Source organism: Rhizobium sp. SRI_017 (assembly GCF_057586295.1).
The window spans coordinates 111,071-127,810 of record NZ_JBYCZP010000009.1 but is presented as its reverse complement, the minus strand read 5'-3'; the positions used below and the strand labels follow the sequence as shown (position 1 = coordinate 127,810).

The following is a 16,740-nucleotide window of genomic DNA, read 5'->3' as shown; positions in this document are numbered from 1 at the left end:
AGGGTCTCCAATATCAGAGTATCATCTCTCAGACTGCAATTATTCGTAGAGTTTGTGACTTACGTGAAGCTTATGATTGCCGTTCGTCAAAGGTGGTTGCCCGATATCCCCTGATGCCGACCTGGCTCATATGACGGTCTTCTTGAACTTGCCCATCAGATACGGCCCCGACAGCACCGGCTCGTATTTCGGCACTTCGCCGGGCGCGAGGCATGACGGCAGCGTTTCGATGTTGGCGAACCAGTCCGGCTGGTGGAAGAAGGCGAGCGACTGGCGGCGGGCGAGGCCGCCATCAGCAGGCGAGACATTGACGACCCGGTGGAGCGTCGAGACCCAGCGGTCGTTGGTCCAGCGGGCCATGAGGTCGCCGATATTGATGACGAAGGCGCCCTCGACCGGCGGGACTTCGCGCCAGGCGCCTTCGGGCGTCATGATTTCGAGACCCTTGGAGCCGGGCTGGGGCAGCAGGATGGTGAGGCTGCCGTAATCGGTATGGGCGCCGGCGCGGAGTTGGCCTTCGGGCGGCGGAGCAGCAAGCTCGGGATAGTTGAGTGCGCGGAGCGCCGAGATCGGCTGGGCGATAGTGGACTGGAAATAGTCCTCCGGTAGGTCGAGCGCGATGGCGAAGACCTTCATGATGCGGGCGGCGAGATCGGTGACGGCGCAATAATAGGCTTCCCAGGCGGGGCGGAATTCCGATGGCGTGCCCGGCCAGATCGTCGCGGCATAGCAGAAACTGAGTGCCTCCTGGTCGGTCAGTCCGGGCGGTACGGCGAGTGGGCCGCCATTGAAACTTTCCTTGAGATCGGGCGGGCTGTCGACGCCTTTCGACTTGGCGAGCGCTTCGGCGCCCGGTCCGAGATAGCCATAGGGATAACCAGGATAGGGCGCACGGACTTTCTCCTTCTCCTCCGGGGGAAGATCGAAGAAGTCATGCGCCGCCTGCCAGACTTGAGCGATCACTTCGTCCGGAATTCCGTGGTTCTGAACCGCGAGAAAGCCGGACGCGCGGCAGATGAGGTCCACCTCCCGCCCCATCTGCCGCTTTCCATCATTGTCGGACCGTTCGAAGGCGGCGAGGTCGAAGACAGGAAAGGGCATGGCTGAAACTCCACGGATTCTCGAAAGCCGGATCGTGGAGCTTTTTCAGCGGCTTGTCCAGAATGTGTGAATCAGGCCGGGGGAGGCCGCTTTCTCTCAGGGATCGCTAATGAAGTGGCGTGTTCAACGGGTTGGACGACAATCGTGAATCGGACTGGCCGGACGCTGAATCAAATTGTGAAGAGGCGGATCGCCTTCTGAAAATCTGCCGACAATTGGTTCTGGAGATTCGGATTTCCGACGGGCGCAAGAACTTTCCTGCGGGTTGCAAACGATGTTGCCATGCACCTTAATTGAGAAGATCGTAATATAAAGAGGTTAACAAATGGCTGATTTCTCCGCCGGATTCTGGATGGAACGGACCATCGGCGCCTCGGCAGGCGCGGCCGTGTCGCTGGTCTACATGTTGCCGGTGGATCGGCGCGAGGCGGCCTGCCGCTTCCTGGCGGGTGTGATTTCCGGACTGGTGTTTGGCGGCCCCGCTGGCGTGCTACTCGCCGGGCGGCTGGGGATTGCGGCACATCTCTCGGCGTCGGAGATTATGCTCTCGGGTGCGGCCACGGTGAGCCTTTTGGCTTGGTGGGGGCTGGGTGTGTTGGCACGGCTGGCCCGAAAGTGGGGGACGAAGGGGAACTTGTAATCGCTAACAACTCATGGTTTTGTCGAGTGCATGGGCTACAGGCGGCTTGAAGCGATGCGGCGCAATCCGGTCGGCGATTGGAAGATCGCCGATGTCGAAGCCGTCTGCCAAGAATATGGAGTGAATTGCCTTCCAAACCGGTCCGGCGGATCGCATTACAAGATCACTCACCCGCTACAGCGCGAGATCCTGACCTTGCCTTTCAAACGACCGATAAAGGCAGTATATATCCGGAAGCTCGTCGCCTTTATCGACGCCGTGAGGAAGTCCTCGTGAGACAACTCGAATATCCTATCCTGATCGCACCCCTGTCGCCGCAAGACGGCGGTGGATTCGTCGCGACGGTGCCCGATCTGCCTGGCTGCATGAGCGACGGCGAGACGCCGGAAGAAGCGATGCGCAATGTGATGGACGCTATAGAGGAATGGATCGACGCGTGCCGAACGCTCGGGCGCGACGTGCCGCCGCCTTCGCAGCAAGCGCAGTTGGCTTGAAATTTTCGCTTCGGTGAAATGAAAAGAGGCTCCCGAAGAAGCCTCTTTGGCGTTTGGAACTTCAGCCCTTCTTCACCGGCAGCCACACTTCAAACCCGCCATTGCCCGTCATGCCGTCGAAGGCGGGCGGGTAGTATTCGATGAGCGGCGCCTCGGCGGCCGTATAGCCCGAGTTCGGCAGCCAGTCCTGCCAGATCGACATGATGGTCGGACGCATGAGCGTGATGTGACCGGGTTGGGTGAAGACGGCGTATTTGGCCGCGGGGATCTTGGTGGTCTGGGCCTCCTTCGGGACCGAGGCGAGGTCGGTGACTTCGAGGGCGGCCATGTATTCGCAGCCTTTCTCCTCGCTGAAGGAGAGGGAGGCGCCGAAATAGCGGCGCTCCGGGCCGGTATTGGTGACGGCGTCCTGCATCTGGTCGAACTCTGCCCAGAGCGAGGGGATTGAAGCGATATCCTTCATCGGGAAGGTTTTGATCAGGCCGGCGAGCAGCAGGGCCTTGCGGTCTTCGATCATGGGATCGTCGAGTTTGGGGTGGAGAGGCTGGTCCATTTTGAGGGGCTCCGTGAGTATGAGGTTTGCAGCGGTTCGGGCATCCCGCACGCTTTCGGGCGTGACTCCGAAATGCTCGCGGAAGGCGCGGGTGAAGGCTTCATGCGATCCATAGCCGACATCGAGTGCCAGGCCGAGGATGTCGGGCACGCCGAGCGCGAGAGTGCGCGCGGCCTCCGAAAGGCGGCGGGCGCGGGCATAACGCATCAGTGACTGGCCGGTTGCGAGCGCGAAGGCCCGGGTCAGATAGGACGGCGTCACACCCGCGCGTTCGGCAATGGCGTCCAGGGTCGCTGGCATGCGCATGTGGGTCTCCACCTGCCATATCGCCTTCTCGATGACGTTCATTGCGCTCCTTTCGTGTCCGACGAAGCTGTTCTAGCGCCTCGAAAAAATCGTCGCTTGATCGTTCTTGCGGTCGAGGCGGCTTTGTTCGAATTCCCAAAATGAAGGATGCATGATGACCGCCGATGCACTCATCGCCCGGCGCGAGCGTAGGTTCGCGCGCATGGAAATCAAGATGCTGGACGAGGCCGGGACCTTCTCGGGCTATGCCAGCCTGTTCGGGGAGGTCGATCTTGGCAAGGACCGCGTCGAGCGCGGCGCCTTCCTGCGCTCGCTCGCCCGGCGTGGCGCGGGCGGTGTCAGGATGCTGTTCCAGCATGATCCCGCCGAGCCTATCGGCACCTGGCGCACGATCCGCGAGGACAATCGCGGTCTCTATGTCGAGGGCATGCTCTCCGACGGCGTGAGCCGGGCGCGCGAGGTGCGCGAACTGATCAAGGCGCACGCGGTCGATGGGCTTTCGATCGGGTTCCAGACCGTGCGCGCGAAAGCCGATCCGAGGACCGGTGTCCGGCAGATCCTGGAGGCGGATCTCTGGGAGATCTCGGTGGTGACCTTTCCGATGCTGCCGGGAGCGCGGATTTCGGATGTGAAGGGTGGCGGTGCGATGCGTCTGACCGAAGCGGCCCTCGTCCGGGCGCTGGAGACGGCGGCTGGGGCAATCCGGCCGCGTACCTGATTTACAACTATCGCACTATGAATTATAGTTCCGCAGGGTCGAGGGGCGAGATTGCGCATATTCAAGACGCGATGGATGGCGCGGTTTGCCCGGAAATCCCGGATTGACGATGCATTGCTCGTTGAGGCGATCGAGCGGGCCGAGAGAGGGCTGATTGATGCCGATCTCGGTGGCGGGGTGATCAAGCAGCGCGTCGGAAGGCCCGGGCAGGGGCGTTCGAGCGGGTACAGAACACTCATTGCGATTCGCGAAGGCGACAGGGCGATATTCGTGTTCGCTTTTGCCAAGAACGAGAGAGACAATGTAGGCCCCGATCAATTGCTAGTGATCAAGGAACTGGCTGCCAAAGCACTCAGCTGGAGCAATGCCGAGCTGAGGAAGGCCGTAGACGACGGCCGTATCGAGGAGATAGGTGATGGCAAAGAAGAACAATAGTCCAAGCCGGTTGACTAAGGCGCTTCTGGAGACTGCCGATGATTTCGCTGCGGGCGGCCTCATCGACGCGGAGACTCACCGGCGGATTACTTTTCGGCTAATTCCGGAGAGCGAGCGGGCTATCGAAATCCCTGTTCCCTCCGCCGCGGACATCCGCGCGATGCGCGAGAAGGCCAATCTCAGCCAGGCGGTATTTGCCCGCAGGCTGAACCTGACGCCCGGATACATTTCTCAGCTCGAGCGTGGTGTGAAGACGCCGAAGGGGCCGGCGCTGGTGCTGTTCAACCTGATCCGGAAGCGGGGCATCGACGCAATCTCGTGAGTTCACACAAATCTGCCGGATCATCCGGATTTCACCAGGGGTCGCTTGCGGCCCCTTTTTCTTTGACCAGAAAGGGATTTCAGCATGGAAAATGCAAGCATGACGGCAGCGCCGGAGATCAAGGCGGTGCCTGACCGGATCGAGGACGCCTTCGACGGCTTCATGGGTGCTTTCGAGGCGTTCAAGGATGCCAATGACCGGCGGCTTGATGAGATCGAGAAGAAGCTCTCGGCCGATGTCGTGACGCGCGACAAGGTCGACCGCATCAACAAGGCGATGGACGAGCAGAAGAAGGCGATCGACCAGCTGGTGCTGAAGAAGGCACGGCCGGCGCTGGGTGGCGGCGGCGCGCTTAGCCTCGACGCAATGGAGCACAAGGCGGCCTTCGAGACCTATATCCGCCGTGGTGACGAGAGCGGGCTTCGCGCGCTCGAGGAGAAGGCGTTCTCGACGTCGGTCGCCACCGATGGCGGCTATCTGGTGCCAAACGAGACGGACACCGAGATCGGTCGCCGGCTTTCGGTCGTCTCGCCGATCCGGGCGTTGGCGACGGTGCGGCAGGTCTCCGGCCATGTGCTGAAGAAGCCATTTGCGCTGGCGGGCCTCACGACGGGCTGGGTCTCCGAGACAGGTGCGCGCACCGAGACGGCGACGCCATCGCTGGCGGAACTCTCCTTCGAGACGATGGAGCTCTATGCCATGCCGGCGGCCACGCAGGCGCTGCTCGACGATGCCGCGGTCGATATCGAGAGCTGGATCGCGTCGGAGGTCGATATCGCCTTTGGCGAACAGGAAGGCACGGCCTTCGTTTCCGGCAACGGCACCAACCGGCCGAAGGGTTTTCTCGCCTATACCAATGTCACCAATGCGAGCTGGAGCTGGGGCAATATCGGCTATCTCGCAACCGGTGTGTCGGGCGGCTTCGCGGCGAGCGGCCCGGGAGACATCCTGATCGATACGGCCTATGCGCTGAAGGCGGGCCATCGCCAGAACGCGCATTACATCATGAACCGCACGACGCAGGCGGCGATCCGCAAGTTCAAGGATGCGCAGGGCAACTATCTCTGGCAAGCGCCTTCGGCGGTCGGCCAGCCGGCGACGCTGATGGGGTTCCCGGTGGCCGAGGCGGAGGATATGCCCGATATCGGCAGCAACACCTTTTCGATCGCGGTGGGCGACTTCCGTGCTGGCTATCTCGTAGTCGATCGGATGGGTGTTCGCGTGCTGCGCGATCCCTATTCCGCCAAGCCCTATGTGCTGTTCTACACCACCAAGCGGGTCGGCGGCGGCGTACAGAATTTCGAGGCGATCAAGCTGGTGAAGTTCGGCGTGAGCTGAAGGACGGAGAGAGGCTGGCGGCACATTATCCGCCAGCCGCCAGTTCCGTCATGTATTCGGATCGCATTCCGTGATTTCGCAGGTCTGGTCCGTGGTCGCGCGCGACGCGCATTCGTTGAGTGCGCGATTCACGGCGTCGTCCTGCGAATCGTAATTGTAGCTGTAGCCGTAGGTGCCATTCTGCGAGACCGCGATGCAGCCCCAAGCATGCGCAGTGCCGGTCGAGGCGACGGCGGCCGCGATGAAAGCGGCGGCGGTGATGGCAGTCCGAAGATAGTTCATAACATCCCCCCGAAGGACGAACCATTTCGCCCTCACGGAATCCGGAAGGACCATCCTTCCGCAGACCCGCAAGACCAGTAAGCCAGCAATTTGAAATGTTTGCAAGAAAGCTTCCGGGACCGGGAATCGCCCCGTGTTTCCAAGCCCTTGCGTGTTTCCAACCGCGATGCAGGATCCCGTTCCTTGACCTATTCCCTCATTACTCCGCCTGGCGCGGAGCCGCTCTCGCTCGCCGAACTCAAGGCGCATCTCAGGATCGATGGCGGCGAAGAGGATGATGTCCTCGTCGGCCTCATCCGCGTCGCCCGTGATCATCTCGAACGGACCACTGGGCTCGCTCTGATCAGCCAGGGCTGGCGGCTCTATCTGGATTGCTGGCCCGAGACAGGTGTTGTCGACATTGCGCGTGGCCCGGTGATCTCGGTGGATACCGTTCGCGCCTTCGACGAACTGGGCGAGGAGAGCGAGATTTCCCTTGCCGGCCACGTTCTGGACGGTGTGCGGCGGCCGGCGCGTCTGTGGCTGCGCGAGCGGCCGGCGGCACGGCAGGCGATCAACGGCGTCGAGGTGGATTTCACTGCCGGCTTTGGTGAGGCGGGCGAGGATGTGCCCGACATGCTGAAGCGGGCGATGCTGATACATGCGGCGCATATGTACGAATTCCGCGGAGCGGTTCCGCTCGAGATGCAGCCCGCCGGCGTGCCCGAGGGCTATGACCGCCTGCTCGCGCCCTTCCTGATCCGGAGGCTCTGATGAACATGACATTCCTCGACGCTGGCCAACTGACCGCGCGGCTCGATCTCGAGTCAGCCGTCGAGACGCCGGATGGCCAGGGCGGGGTGACGGTGAGTCATGCCGTTGAGTCGAGCCATTGGGCGCGGGTGGAGCCGATAGCAGCCGATCATGCCGAGGTCGGGCATGTTGAGCGCCAGAGTGTCACGCATCGGATCTGGCTCCGGCACGCCGCAAGCGTCGTGGCGGGGAAGCGGTTCCGCAAGGGAGCGAGAGTGTTCGGCATCGTAACCGTACACGATCCCGATGAAACCGCGCGTTACCTCGTTTGCCGCGTGAAGGAGGAGTGAGATGGCGGGTTCGGCAAATGCACTGCAGGCGGCGATCCATGCGCGGCTGACCGACGATGCGACACTCGCGGCGATGATCGGGGCGGATTCGGTGTTCGATCGCCGCATCAGCGGCAAGCCGATGCCCTATCTCGTGCTGAGCGAAATCACGACCAGCGATTTCGCACCAGGCACGGAGGAGCATGAGGTGAAGATCGAGGCCTGGTCGGATGCCGAGGGGCGCAAGCAATCGCAGGATATCGCGGCACGCGTGAAGGTTTTGCTGGATGGCGCAAGCCTTTCGCTGACCGGCTTCTCGCTCGCCAACCTCGTGCATCGCACGACGCGGGCGCGGCGCGAAGTGAAGACGAAGGCACAGGTTGCCGAGATGGTTTTCCGGGCGGTGACGGAAGGCTGAATGCCGCTTCATTCCATTCCAGAGCGCCTCCGGGCGCCCTTTTTCAGTTCACGAAAGGATTTCCGATGACGGCGCAGAAGGGCAAGGATCTGCTGCTCAAGATCCACAATGGTTCGACCTATGAGACTGTGGCGGGACTGCGCTCGCGGCGCATCGCCTTCAATACGGAGGCCGTTGATATCACCGATGCCGAGAGCGCCGGGCGGTGGCGCGAGCTTCTGGCCGGTGCGGGTGTGAAGCGAGCGGCGGTGTCGGGCTCGGGCATCTTCAAGGACCAGGCATCCGACACCACGGTGCGGACGGCCTTCTTCGATGGCGCGATCCTCGACTGGCAGGTGCTGATCCCGGATTTCGGTACGGTCACGGGGAAGTTGCAGGTGACGGCTCTCGAATATTTCGGCCAGCACAATGGCGAGGTGATGTTCGACCTTGCGCTCGAGAGCGCCGGGCAGCTGACCTTCGGAGCAATCTGATGCGGGCCGGCCGGGCGAACCGCCAGCGCGGCGAGATTGAGGCCGACATTGATGGCGAGCGGCGCATTCTCTGCATGACACTCGGCGCGCTGGCGGAACTGGAGACCGCCTTCGGGGTCGACAACATCGCCGATCTCGCCAGCCGCTTTTCCGGCGGCAGGATCGGGACGAGGGATTTAATGGCGATCATCGCGGCGGGACTGCGCGGCGGCGGTAATGTCATCGACGACGGTGAGCTTGCCGAATGCAGGGTCGAGGGCGGCATTGGTGGCGCAATCGCGCTTGCAGCGCGCCTGCTCGAAAGCGCTTTCTCGACGGAGCCGCCGCCACGAAACCCTTAGATGCCGCAGCAGTCCGATCGACCGATGCCCGTCCGCAGCCTTTCCCCTGGGGCGCGGCTTTGCATTTCGGTCTCGGGCTGCTGCGGCTGCCTCCGGGTACTTTCTGGGCGCTTAGCCTGCGCGAGCTGATGGCACTGGGCGGAGCGTTGCGGCCGATGGAAGGCATCGACCGGGCGATGCTGTCGACGCTGATGCAGCGTTGGCCCGACGCGTCGACACAATGATCAGCGCCATGCGGCGCCGACCGCCGCACCGATGGCGATGCCAATGGCGACGTCGATCGGAATATTGTGGAACGCGGCGCCGAAGGCGCTGCCGATCTCGGTACCCAAAGCCATGCCCACGGCCATCTTCTCATACTGATCGGTCATTTCGATGCTCCGTTCGATGATTTTCATTTTTCAAACGCCGCGCGGCCCAAAGCGTTGCCGTGCGTCAAGGAGGCATGCCGATGGAGGCGGACGAAATCGATGACGCATTGGCCGGGGCCGAGGAACTGCGCGGAGTACTCGACGATCTCGAGGCGCGGTCACGCACTTTCGGGAGCGCGCTGACATCGGCGCTCAAAGGCGCGGTGCTTGATGGCGATAGCTTGGTCGAGGTGCTGCAGAACATTGCCTACCGCTTCTCGTCGATCTCGCTCGATGTCGGGCTGAAGCCGCTGGAGACATCAGTGGCGTCGCTGGTTTCCGGGACGAGCAGTGCGCTGTCCGGCGCGTTGGCCTTCTCGCATGGCGGCGTGCCGGGGCGGGTGCATGCTTTCGCATCCGGCGGGGTCGTGTCGCAGCCGACCTATTTCCCGATGCCCGATGGGGCCGGGTTGATGGGCGAGGCCGGCGCCGAGGCGATCATGCCGCTCCGGCGTGGGCCGGACGGCCGGCTCGGCGTGGCGGCAGGCGATGGCGGCCAGCCCGTGCAGGTCGTGTTCAACGTGCAGGCAACCGATGCGGCGAGCTTCCGCAGATCCGAAGGACAGATCAACGCAATGCTGACCCGCGCCGTCGGGCGCGGGCGAAGGGGAGTTTAGATCATGCCGTCCTTCCACGAGGTGCAGTTTCCGCTCCGGCTGGCGCTCGGCACCAGCGGCGGCCCGGGCCGGCGGACCGACATCGTCGCGCTTTCCAACGGGCGCGAGAGCCGGAACCAGCGCTGGCGCGATGCGCGGCGGCGCTATGATGCCGGCTCGGGCGTGCGATCGGTGAGCGATCTCTATGAGGTCGTGGCCTTCTTCGAGTCGCGGGCGGGGCAGCTCTATGGGTTTCGCTTTACAGATCCCGTGGACTTCCAGTCCTGCGGGCCGGAAGAGATGGTGTCCGCCACCGACCAGGTGCTGGGGACGGGCGATGGGGAGCGCGCGGCGTTCCAGCTGGTCAAGCATTATGGCGATGCCGGCGGGTCGACCGAGCGGCTGATCGCCAAGCCGCAGGCGGGCAGCGTGATCGTTTCGGTCAACGGGACGCCGACTGTCGACTTCACCCTCGATCCAACGACTGGAATCGTGACCTTGGTTGCCGCGCCGGCGAGCGGTGCCGTGGTGCGGGCCGGCTTTCGCTTCGATGTGCCGGTGCGGTTCGATACGGATCGGATCGAGGTGGATCTCAAGGCTTTTCAGGCCGGCAGCATTCCATCGATCCCGCTGGTCGAGGTGAAGCCATGAGGGTTGTTCCCGAGGCGCTAAAGGCGCATCTTGCCGAAGATGTGACCACGACTTGCCACGCCTGGCGCGTGACCCGCCGCGACGGCACGGTGATGGGTTTCACCGACCATGACTATGATCTGGTCTTCGACGGAACCACCTTCCTGGCCGCCAGCGGCTTCGAGGCGAGCGACTGGGAGACGTCGGGCGGGCTTGCCGCTTCGGCGGGCGAGGTGGCGGGCGAGGTGGCGGGCGCGCTGACATCTGAGGCGATCGCGGAGGCCGACGTCGCGGCCGGCAAATATGACGGAGCCCGGGTCTAGATGTTTCTCGTCAACTGGGTGGAGCCGGGCCAGCATCTGCGACTGCGGGTGGCCGAGATCGGCGAGGTGACGAGGTCGGAAGGTTTCTTTCGGGCCGAGCTGCGCGGGCTGGCGCATAGGCTCGACGAGATCAGGGGCCGGATCTATTCACGGCGTTGCGATGCCCGGTTCGGCGATGCCCGATGTGGGAAGAATGCGGCGAGCGCGGACTATCGAACGACGGGCACCGTCAGCAAGGCCGACGCGGATCGGATGACGGTGCTCGGTATCGAGGATTTTTCGTCAGGCTTCTTTCGTTATGGGCGGATCAAGTTCACCTCCGGGACGAATGATGGCGTCGCCCTGGACGTCGAGGGCCATCGCATGGTCGGTGGCGCGGTGGTGATCGATTTCTGGCTGCCGATGGCAGTGGCGCCGGAGCCGGGCGATACGTTCCAGATCACCGCCGGCTGCGACAAGACTTTCGAGACCTGCAAGATCAAGTTCGACAACCAGCGCAACTTCCGCGGTTTTCCGCATATGCCTGGTGTGGATTTCAGCTACTCCTATGTCGACGGCGAGACCGAGCATGACGGCGGGCCGCTCTATGAGTGACGTCGTTCGGATCGCACGAGGCTGGATCGGCACGCCCTATCGGCACCAGGCTGCGCGCAAAGGCGTCGGCTGCGACTGTCTGGGGCTGGTGCGCGGGATCTGGCGCGAGCTCTACGGCGAGGAGCCCGAAACTCCGCCGCCTTATGGTATGGACTGGGCCGAGCGGAGCGGCGAGGAGCGGCTTTACTTGGCGGCGCTACGATATTTTGGGCCGCCGGTTGCAAAGGAGACGATGGCGCCGGGCGACCTGTTGCTGTTCCGCTGGCAGGAGGGCGTGGCGGCGAAGCATCTGGGGGTTCTCTCCGCGGTGAATCGATTCATCCATGCCTATGAGGCGGCGGGGGTGATCGAGAGCGCGCTGGTGCCGAGTTGGCGGCGGAGGGTGGAGTGGGTGTTCCGGTGGCCTGCTGATGGCATTGCAATCAATGCAATCAATGATTAATCTGATGGCATTGATTGCAGGAGGCTTATCCCATGGCCAGCATGACCATCCGCAACATCGACGACGCGTTGAAATCCCGCCTTCGGATTCGCGCCGCATCGCATGGGCGGTCCATGGAGGAGGAGGCACGGGATATTCTGCGGTCGGCGCTGGCGGTTGTCGAGCCCGAGCCTGAAAATCTTGCAGTAGCGATTCGGGAGCTTATGGCGCCATTCGGCGGCGTTGAACTCGACATACCGCCCCGCGAACCCATACGGGAGCCACCGGACTTCGGCGCGTGATCGTGCTCGATACCAATGTTATCTCAGCATTGATGGCTCCAGTGCAAGAGCCCGTTGTCGTCGGTTGGTTTGCCTCCGTTGCTCCAGCTTCCGTCTTTACGACGGCAGTAACCAGGGCCGAAATACTCTATGGCATTCGGATACTGCCTGAAGGCAGGCGAAAAGCTGGGCTGGATGCGAATGTCGCAAAGATCTTCGACGCCAGATTATCGGGGCGCGTGCTGTCGTTCGACACGCCCGCAGCCGATGCGTATGCAAATATCGTCGCGCTGCGACGGGCATTGGGCAGACCCATGCTGCAGTTTGACGCCCAGATCGCTGCGATTGCCATTTCCCGGGGCGCTTCCATCGCGACCCGCAATGTCCGGGATTTCGAGCACATCGGCCTCGACATCATAAATCCCTGGGACTTCAAGGCCTGATCGGCCTTTAAACGCACTCTCCCCTGGAGACACATCCCAATGGCAACGCTTTTGTTGCAGGCTGCCGGCGCGTCTGTCGGCGGTCTGTTTGGTCCTGTCGGCGCGATGATCGGCCGGGCGGCCGGTGCGCTGGCGGGCAATCTTATCGATCGCAGCATCATCTCCGGTTGGACTTCGGTCGAGGGAACGCCGCTCGAGAGTGCGCGCATTCCCGGGGCCCAGGAGGGCGCGCCGATCACGCGCGTCTATGGCACTGCGCGGGTCGGGGGCACCCTGATCTGGGCGACACGGTTTATCGAGGAAGTGACAGAGGAGCGGTCCGGTTCGAAGGCGACAGGGCCGCGGGTCGAGACCTTCAGCTATTTCGCGAATTTCGCGATCGGGATCTGCCAGGGGCCGATTGCCGGTATCCGCCGCATCTGGGCGGATGGGCAGGAGCTCAACCAGGTCGGGCTGGAAATCCGCATCCACAATGGCAGCGAGGGGCAGGATCCGGATCCGCTGATTGCAGCCAAACAGGGGCATGACAATACGCCCGCCTATCGCGGGCTCGCCTATGCCGTCTTCGAAAGGCTGCCGCTCGATCGTTTCGGCAATCGTATCCCGGTGCTGCAGTTCGAGGTGATCGGCCATCGCGGCATGCTGGAAAAGGCGATCCGCGCGATCACCATCATCCCCGGAGCGACAGAGCATGGTTACAGCCCAAACCTTGTCACGGAGGAGCTCGGTGACGGCGAGGCCCGGCATCTCAACCGCAACCAGATGAAGAATGGCACAGACTGGAATGCGTCGATCAGCGAGCTCAAGGATGTTTGCCCCAATCTCGAGCGGGTGGCGCTTGTTGTCACCTGGTTCGGCACGGATCTGAGGGCGCACCATTGCCGGATCCTGCCCGATGTCGAGAAGGAGAGCCGCGACGGCGAGAGCGAAGCTTGGACCGTCGCGGGACATACGCGCGGCGAGGCGCATCTCATCTCCCGCATCGGTGGGCGGCCAGCCTATGGCGGCACGCCGAATGACAAAAGCGTGGTCGATGCGATCCGTGACCTCAGGGATCGGGGACTGCAGGTCTATCTCTATCCCTTCATCATGATGGATATTCCCGAGGAGAACGATCTGCCCGATCCCTATGGCAGTGAGGATGGCCAGGCGGTCTATCCCTGGCGCGGGCGCATCACCTGCCATCCGGCGCCCGGACGGCCTGGCAGTCCCGATGGCAGCGGGGAGGCGCGTGACCAGATCAGTGCATTCGCCGGGAACGCGGATGCTGGCGATTTCGCGGTCGATGGGTCGCATGTGAGCTATTCCGGCAGCGACGAGGGCTATCGGCGGATGATCCTGCATTATGCGCTGCTGGCCGAGGCGGCGGGCGGGGTCGACGGATTCATCATTGGGTCGGAACTGCGCGGCTTGACCATGGTGCGCGACGGTGACGGCGATTTTCCCTTCGTCGACACGCTGGTGGGATTGGCGGAGGACGTGCGGGCAATCACGGGCAGCGGGACGAAGCTTACCTATGCGGCCGACTGGACCGAATATGCCGGGTACCGACCCGATGACGGGACGGGCGATGTTTATTTCAATCTCGACAAGCTCTGGGCCAATGATGCGATCGATGCCGTCGGCATCGACAATTACATGCCGCTCATGGATTTCCGCGACGAGGATTTCGTCGACGAGCAGCCAGATGGCGCGCGGCTGGCCGATGATCGCCAGGCGATGATCCAGGCCATCACCTCGGGCGAGGGGTTCGACTGGTATTATGCCTCCGGCGCGGACCGGAAGGCGCGGCTGCGTTCGTCGATCACGGACGGGCTGGCGGACAAGCCCTGGGTCTATCGCTTCAAGGACATCGAGGGTTGGTGGAGGAACCGGCATCGCAAACGTGTGGGCGGCGTGGAGGCTGCGAGCCCGACGGCGTGGCACGAGGGGATGAAGCCGATCTGGTTCACCGAACTGGGCTGCCCCGCGATCAACCGCGGTGCCAACCAGCCCAATGTCTTCGTCGACCCGAAGAGCTCGGAATCGGCGCTGCCCTATCATTCCAACGGCATGCGGTCGGACAGCGCGCAGCGGCGGTTCCTCGAGGTGCATCATCGCTATTGGGAGGGCGACGACGCGCCCGCCGGCATGGTGAAGTCCGACCACATGTTCGTCTGGGCCTGGGATGCGCGGGCGATACCGGCTTTTCCCGAAGACGAGACTCTGTTCGCAGATGGTCGAAACTGGACACTTGGGCATTGGATGAATGGCCGGCTCGGATCGGGCACGCTGTCGACAGCAATTGCTTCGATCCTCGAGGACCACGGCATCCAGGACTATGACGTCTTCCAGGTCACGGGCGATCTCAAGGGCTATGTCGCGGCCAATCTCGGGTCGGCGCGGTTACTTCTCGAACCGCTCGTGCATGGGCATCGTCTGGATGTGAGCGACGCGGACGGCGTGCTCACCTTTCGCTCGCGTGGGCAGGTCGTGGCACCGGCAGATGAAATCGAGGTCTTCGCCGATCGTGATGAAGGGCCGCGCTGGAGCGTGTTCGACGGGCAGGATGCGGATTTTGCCAGCGAGGCGGTGATCGACTTCCAGGGTGAGGCGGACGAATACGAGATCCAGACGGCGCGGTCGCGGCGGTTGGAGCCGGTCAGTGATCGCATCCTCCGCGTCGGGCTGCCGGGAACCCTTCCGGAGGAGTCGGCGGCGCCTACGGTGGAAGCGCTGCTGCGCGATCATCGGCTGTCACGCCGGCAGGTGCGGTTATCGCTCTCGCCGGCTGCGATCGAATACGAGCCCGGCGATGTCGTCAGTCTGGGCGAGGGACCGTCGGGCCGCTTCCTGATCACCCGGATCGAGGACGGGCTGATGCGCGATATCGAGGCGCGACAGGTCGGCCCGGGCGATATCAGCGGAGACTTCGGCCGGTCTGGCCGGCGGCAGCGCGGCAAGGATGCCGGCAAGGGCTTTTCGCCGGTGCTGCATCTGATGGATCTGCCACGCTACCGGGATGGCACCGGCTTTGCGCGTGCGGCGGTGGCGGCCAAGCCCTGGCGCCGGGTCGCTCTGTCGGTGTCGCCGGAGATGGAGAGTTTCGAGCGGCGCGTCGTGCTGGATCGGCCTGCGAAAATGGGTCGGTTGACCGCAACGCTGGGCACTGGACCGACCGGCAGGCCCGAAACGGGCAATCGCATCATGGTGCGGATGATCAACGGCGGCCTGGCATCTGTTTCGGACCTGGCATTTCTCAATGGCGCGAACCAGGCTGCGGTGCTGGCCGAAAACGGCGTCTGGGAGATCATCAGCTTTCGGGCCGCTGAGGAAGTGTCGAGCGGCCACTGGGAGCTGTCCGGCCTGCTGCGCGGGCTGTTTGGCACGGAAGATGCGACCGCGGCAGCTGCGTCAGCCGGTGCGCCTTTCGTCGTGCTCGACGAAGCGGTTCGCGATGTCGGGCTGACGGGAAGTGAAGCCGGACTTACCCTCAATTGGCTGGCGCAGGCTGTGGGCTCCGGCGGAGGCAGCGCAGGGCCGGTCGCGTTTGCCGGCGGCATTAGGGCCGAGACGCCGTTTGCGCCTGTTCATCTGACTGCCGAGAGGACAGATGATGGCGTTCGTCTCGGGTGGACGCGCCGGAGCCGCCGCGATGCCGATGGCTGGGAGGGTGACGAGGTGCCACTCGACGAGAATGTCGAGGCCTATCAGGTCGAGGTCCTCGACGGGGGCGATGTCGTGCGGACCATCGCTGTCAATGCGCCCGAGGCGCTCCATACCAACGCGATGGAAATTGCCGATTTCGGCGCGCCGCAGGCGGCGATCGCATTTCGTGTCCGCCAGCGGGGATCAAGGGTTGCGCTGGGCATTCCGGCGGAACGTACGGTCGTGCTTTGAGTTGAAAAGGAGAAGGACATGGATGAGACAAAGCAATGGTATCTGTCGAAAACGGTCTGGGGTGCTCTGATTGCCATTTTCGCGAGCCTGGTGCCGGCGATGGAAATGGAGCTCGATGCTGGCGCGCAAGGCCAGTTGGCGGATGATCTTGTATCGCTGGCCGGAGCGATCGGAGGCCTGATCGCGATCTATGGTCGACTGACGGCGGAAAAGCGGGTCGGTTGACGAATAGCACGCGGCGGACGATATCTTTCATGAGATGTTGTCCGCCGACCCTGTATTCATTTCGCATTCATTGAGTCCGGGTTAATAAAGGGACAAGTTGGAAGTCCCTCAAGGGATATGGAAGAAAATGACATCGTATCTCGTATCGGCGTTGGTTGCGACAGGACTGATGGTATCCCCATCGGACCCGCTTCCTGATGCCGCCATATATGCGCCCAGGGCGGCGGTGACGGAGGCGCGTGGCGCCTGTGACCGTGCCGTCGAACAGGCGCTCGAAATGACGGGCGGCGAACTCTTGTCCGTTCAGCCGGCCCGCAGCGGCAAGCCGATTTGCCGCGTGACCGTGCTCGTGGTCAAGCCGAATGGCCGGCCGAAAAAGATAAAGCTCAGAATCCCAATGGACTTCTAGCTGTCGCGCGCCGTGCGTCTGTTCCCGAAATCACCATCTTGATCTCG

24 protein-coding genes and 1 pseudogene are annotated in these 16,740 nt (G+C 63.1%); 21 read left to right on the top strand and 4 right to left on the bottom strand.

The features are described 5' to 3' along the window. Positions 1–126 precede the first annotated feature (126 nt). The gene (locus AC2YI2_RS20270; RefSeq protein ID WP_487388298.1) at positions 127–1,101 is read right to left on the bottom strand and encodes an isopenicillin N synthase family dioxygenase; all 975 of its coding nucleotides are present in this window, start codon (positions 1,099–1,101) and stop codon (positions 127–129) included. A 325-nt stretch (positions 1,102–1,426) separates the two neighbouring features. On the opposite strand from AC2YI2_RS20270, the gene AC2YI2_RS20265 reads away from it, so the two are divergent. Together AC2YI2_RS20265 and AC2YI2_RS20260 are read left to right on the top strand one after the other, a co-directional pair. Next, positions 1,427–1,741: a DUF6107 family protein gene (locus AC2YI2_RS20265; protein WP_487388297.1), complete on the top strand. Its 315-nt coding sequence runs from the start codon at positions 1,427–1,429 to the stop codon at positions 1,739–1,741. A gap of 272 nt (positions 1,742–2,013) precedes the next feature. After that, entirely contained in the window at positions 2,014–2,235 is a 222-nt protein-coding gene (locus AC2YI2_RS20260) for a type II toxin-antitoxin system HicB family antitoxin (protein WP_487388296.1), read from the top strand. Positions 2,236–2,296: 61 nt separating this feature from the next. Here the strand turns inward: AC2YI2_RS20260 and AC2YI2_RS20255 are convergent, their stop codons facing one another. Further along, positions 2,297–3,136, bottom strand: a complete 840-nt coding sequence (locus AC2YI2_RS20255) for an AraC family transcriptional regulator (RefSeq protein WP_487388295.1) — start codon at positions 3,134–3,136, stop codon at positions 2,297–2,299. 112 nt (positions 3,137–3,248) lie between these two features. Here AC2YI2_RS20255 and AC2YI2_RS20250 point away from each other — a divergent pair, with 112 nt between their 5' ends. The 4 genes from AC2YI2_RS20250 (at position 3,249) to AC2YI2_RS20235 (ending at position 5,907) form a co-directional block, all read left to right on the top strand. Next, positions 3,249–3,812 (top strand): HK97 family phage prohead protease, encoded by a 564-nt coding sequence (locus AC2YI2_RS20250; protein ID WP_487388294.1) that lies wholly within the window; start codon positions 3,249–3,251, stop codon positions 3,810–3,812. A gap of 75 nt (positions 3,813–3,887) precedes the next feature. Continuing rightward, positions 3,888–4,247, top strand: a complete 360-nt coding sequence (locus AC2YI2_RS20245; protein ID WP_487388293.1) for a type II toxin-antitoxin system RelE/ParE family toxin — start codon at positions 3,888–3,890, stop codon at positions 4,245–4,247. Continuing rightward, positions 4,228–4,569 carry a helix-turn-helix domain-containing protein gene (locus AC2YI2_RS20240; protein ID WP_487388292.1) on the top strand — a complete coding sequence of 114 codons (342 nt, stop codon included), beginning with the start codon at positions 4,228–4,230 and terminating at the stop codon, positions 4,567–4,569. The genes AC2YI2_RS20245 and AC2YI2_RS20240 overlap by 20 nt, the downstream gene beginning before the upstream one ends. An 84-nt stretch (positions 4,570–4,653) precedes the next feature. After that, positions 4,654–5,907 (top strand): phage major capsid protein, encoded by a 1,254-nt coding sequence (locus tag AC2YI2_RS20235; RefSeq protein WP_487388291.1) that lies wholly within the window; start codon positions 4,654–4,656, stop codon positions 5,905–5,907. Positions 5,908–5,955: 48 nt separating this feature from the next. Here the strand turns inward: AC2YI2_RS20235 and AC2YI2_RS20230 are convergent, their stop codons facing one another. Then, the gene (locus AC2YI2_RS20230) at positions 5,956–6,189 is read right to left on the bottom strand and encodes a DUF4189 domain-containing protein (RefSeq protein ID WP_487388290.1); all 234 of its coding nucleotides are present in this window, start codon (positions 6,187–6,189) and stop codon (positions 5,956–5,958) included. 183 nt (positions 6,190–6,372) lie between these two features. On the opposite strand from AC2YI2_RS20230, the gene AC2YI2_RS20225 reads away from it, so the two are divergent. The 6 genes from AC2YI2_RS20225 (at position 6,373) to AC2YI2_RS20200 (ending at position 8,706) form a co-directional block, all read left to right on the top strand. Beyond that, positions 6,373–6,942, top strand: a complete 570-nt coding sequence (locus tag AC2YI2_RS20225) for a head-tail connector protein (RefSeq protein WP_487388289.1) — start codon at positions 6,373–6,375, stop codon at positions 6,940–6,942. Next, positions 6,942–7,271, top strand: a complete 330-nt coding sequence (locus AC2YI2_RS20220; protein ID WP_487388288.1) for a phage head closure protein — start codon at positions 6,942–6,944, stop codon at positions 7,269–7,271. Before AC2YI2_RS20225 ends, AC2YI2_RS20220 begins: the two co-directional genes overlap by 1 nt. A 1-nt stretch (position 7,272) precedes the next feature. Then, positions 7,273–7,668, top strand: coding sequence for a DUF3168 domain-containing protein (locus tag AC2YI2_RS20215; RefSeq protein ID WP_487388287.1), 396 nt, complete (start codon positions 7,273–7,275; stop codon positions 7,666–7,668). Positions 7,669–7,733: 65 nt separating this feature from the next. Beyond that, positions 7,734–8,141 carry a phage major tail protein, TP901-1 family gene (locus AC2YI2_RS20210; protein WP_487388286.1) on the top strand — a complete coding sequence of 136 codons (408 nt, stop codon included), beginning with the start codon at positions 7,734–7,736 and terminating at the stop codon, positions 8,139–8,141. After that, positions 8,141–8,482 (top strand): gene transfer agent family protein, encoded by a 342-nt coding sequence (locus AC2YI2_RS20205; protein ID WP_487388285.1) that lies wholly within the window; start codon positions 8,141–8,143, stop codon positions 8,480–8,482. The genes AC2YI2_RS20210 and AC2YI2_RS20205 overlap by 1 nt, the downstream gene beginning before the upstream one ends. After that, positions 8,386–8,706, top strand: coding sequence for a phage tail assembly chaperone (locus AC2YI2_RS20200; protein ID WP_487388284.1), 321 nt, complete (start codon positions 8,386–8,388; stop codon positions 8,704–8,706). The genes AC2YI2_RS20205 and AC2YI2_RS20200 overlap by 97 nt, the downstream gene beginning before the upstream one ends. Here the strand turns inward: AC2YI2_RS20200 and AC2YI2_RS20195 are convergent, their stop codons facing one another. Beyond that, positions 8,707–8,880 (bottom strand): glycine zipper domain-containing protein, encoded by a 174-nt coding sequence (locus AC2YI2_RS20195; RefSeq protein ID WP_487388283.1) that lies wholly within the window; start codon positions 8,878–8,880, stop codon positions 8,707–8,709. A gap of 53 nt (positions 8,881–8,933) precedes the next feature. On the opposite strand from AC2YI2_RS20195, the gene AC2YI2_RS20190 reads away from it, so the two are divergent. The 9 genes and pseudogenes from AC2YI2_RS20190 to AC2YI2_RS20150 all read left to right on the top strand — a co-directional run bounded on the left by AC2YI2_RS20190 (position 8,934) and on the right by AC2YI2_RS20150 (position 16,693). Then, complete coding sequence (locus AC2YI2_RS20190; protein WP_487388282.1) at positions 8,934–9,509, top strand: phage tail tape measure protein; 576 nt, start codon at positions 8,934–8,936, stop codon at positions 9,507–9,509. A gap of 3 nt (positions 9,510–9,512) precedes the next feature. Further along, entirely contained in the window at positions 9,513–10,139 is a 627-nt protein-coding gene (locus AC2YI2_RS20185) for a phage distal tail protein, Rcc01695 family (RefSeq protein ID WP_487388281.1), read from the top strand. After that, positions 10,136–11,035: pseudogene (locus AC2YI2_RS20180) on the top strand (DUF2163 domain-containing protein). The gene AC2YI2_RS20185 and the pseudogene AC2YI2_RS20180 overlap by 4 nt, the downstream one beginning before the upstream one ends. Further along, positions 11,028–11,477, top strand: coding sequence for an NlpC/P60 family protein (locus AC2YI2_RS20175; protein ID WP_487388280.1), 450 nt, complete (start codon positions 11,028–11,030; stop codon positions 11,475–11,477). The pseudogene AC2YI2_RS20180 and the gene AC2YI2_RS20175 overlap by 8 nt, the downstream one beginning before the upstream one ends. A gap of 32 nt (positions 11,478–11,509) precedes the next feature. After that, positions 11,510–11,758, top strand: coding sequence for a FitA-like ribbon-helix-helix domain-containing protein (locus AC2YI2_RS20170; protein ID WP_487388279.1), 249 nt, complete (start codon positions 11,510–11,512; stop codon positions 11,756–11,758). Continuing rightward, on the top strand, positions 11,755–12,180 hold the full coding sequence (locus AC2YI2_RS20165) for a PIN domain-containing protein (protein WP_487388278.1): 426 nt from the start codon (positions 11,755–11,757) through the stop codon (positions 12,178–12,180). Before AC2YI2_RS20170 ends, AC2YI2_RS20165 begins: the two co-directional genes overlap by 4 nt. Positions 12,181–12,219: 39 nt before the next feature. Beyond that, positions 12,220–16,059, top strand: a complete 3,840-nt coding sequence (locus AC2YI2_RS20160; RefSeq protein ID WP_487388277.1) for a baseplate multidomain protein megatron — start codon at positions 12,220–12,222, stop codon at positions 16,057–16,059. 18 nt (positions 16,060–16,077) lie between these two features. Beyond that, entirely contained in the window at positions 16,078–16,284 is a 207-nt protein-coding gene (locus AC2YI2_RS20155; protein ID WP_487388276.1) for a hypothetical protein, read from the top strand. A 127-nt stretch (positions 16,285–16,411) separates the two neighbouring features. Continuing rightward, positions 16,412–16,693, top strand: a complete 282-nt coding sequence (locus tag AC2YI2_RS20150) for a hypothetical protein (protein ID WP_487388275.1) — start codon at positions 16,412–16,414, stop codon at positions 16,691–16,693. The last annotated feature ends 47 nt before the right edge of the window (positions 16,694–16,740 follow it).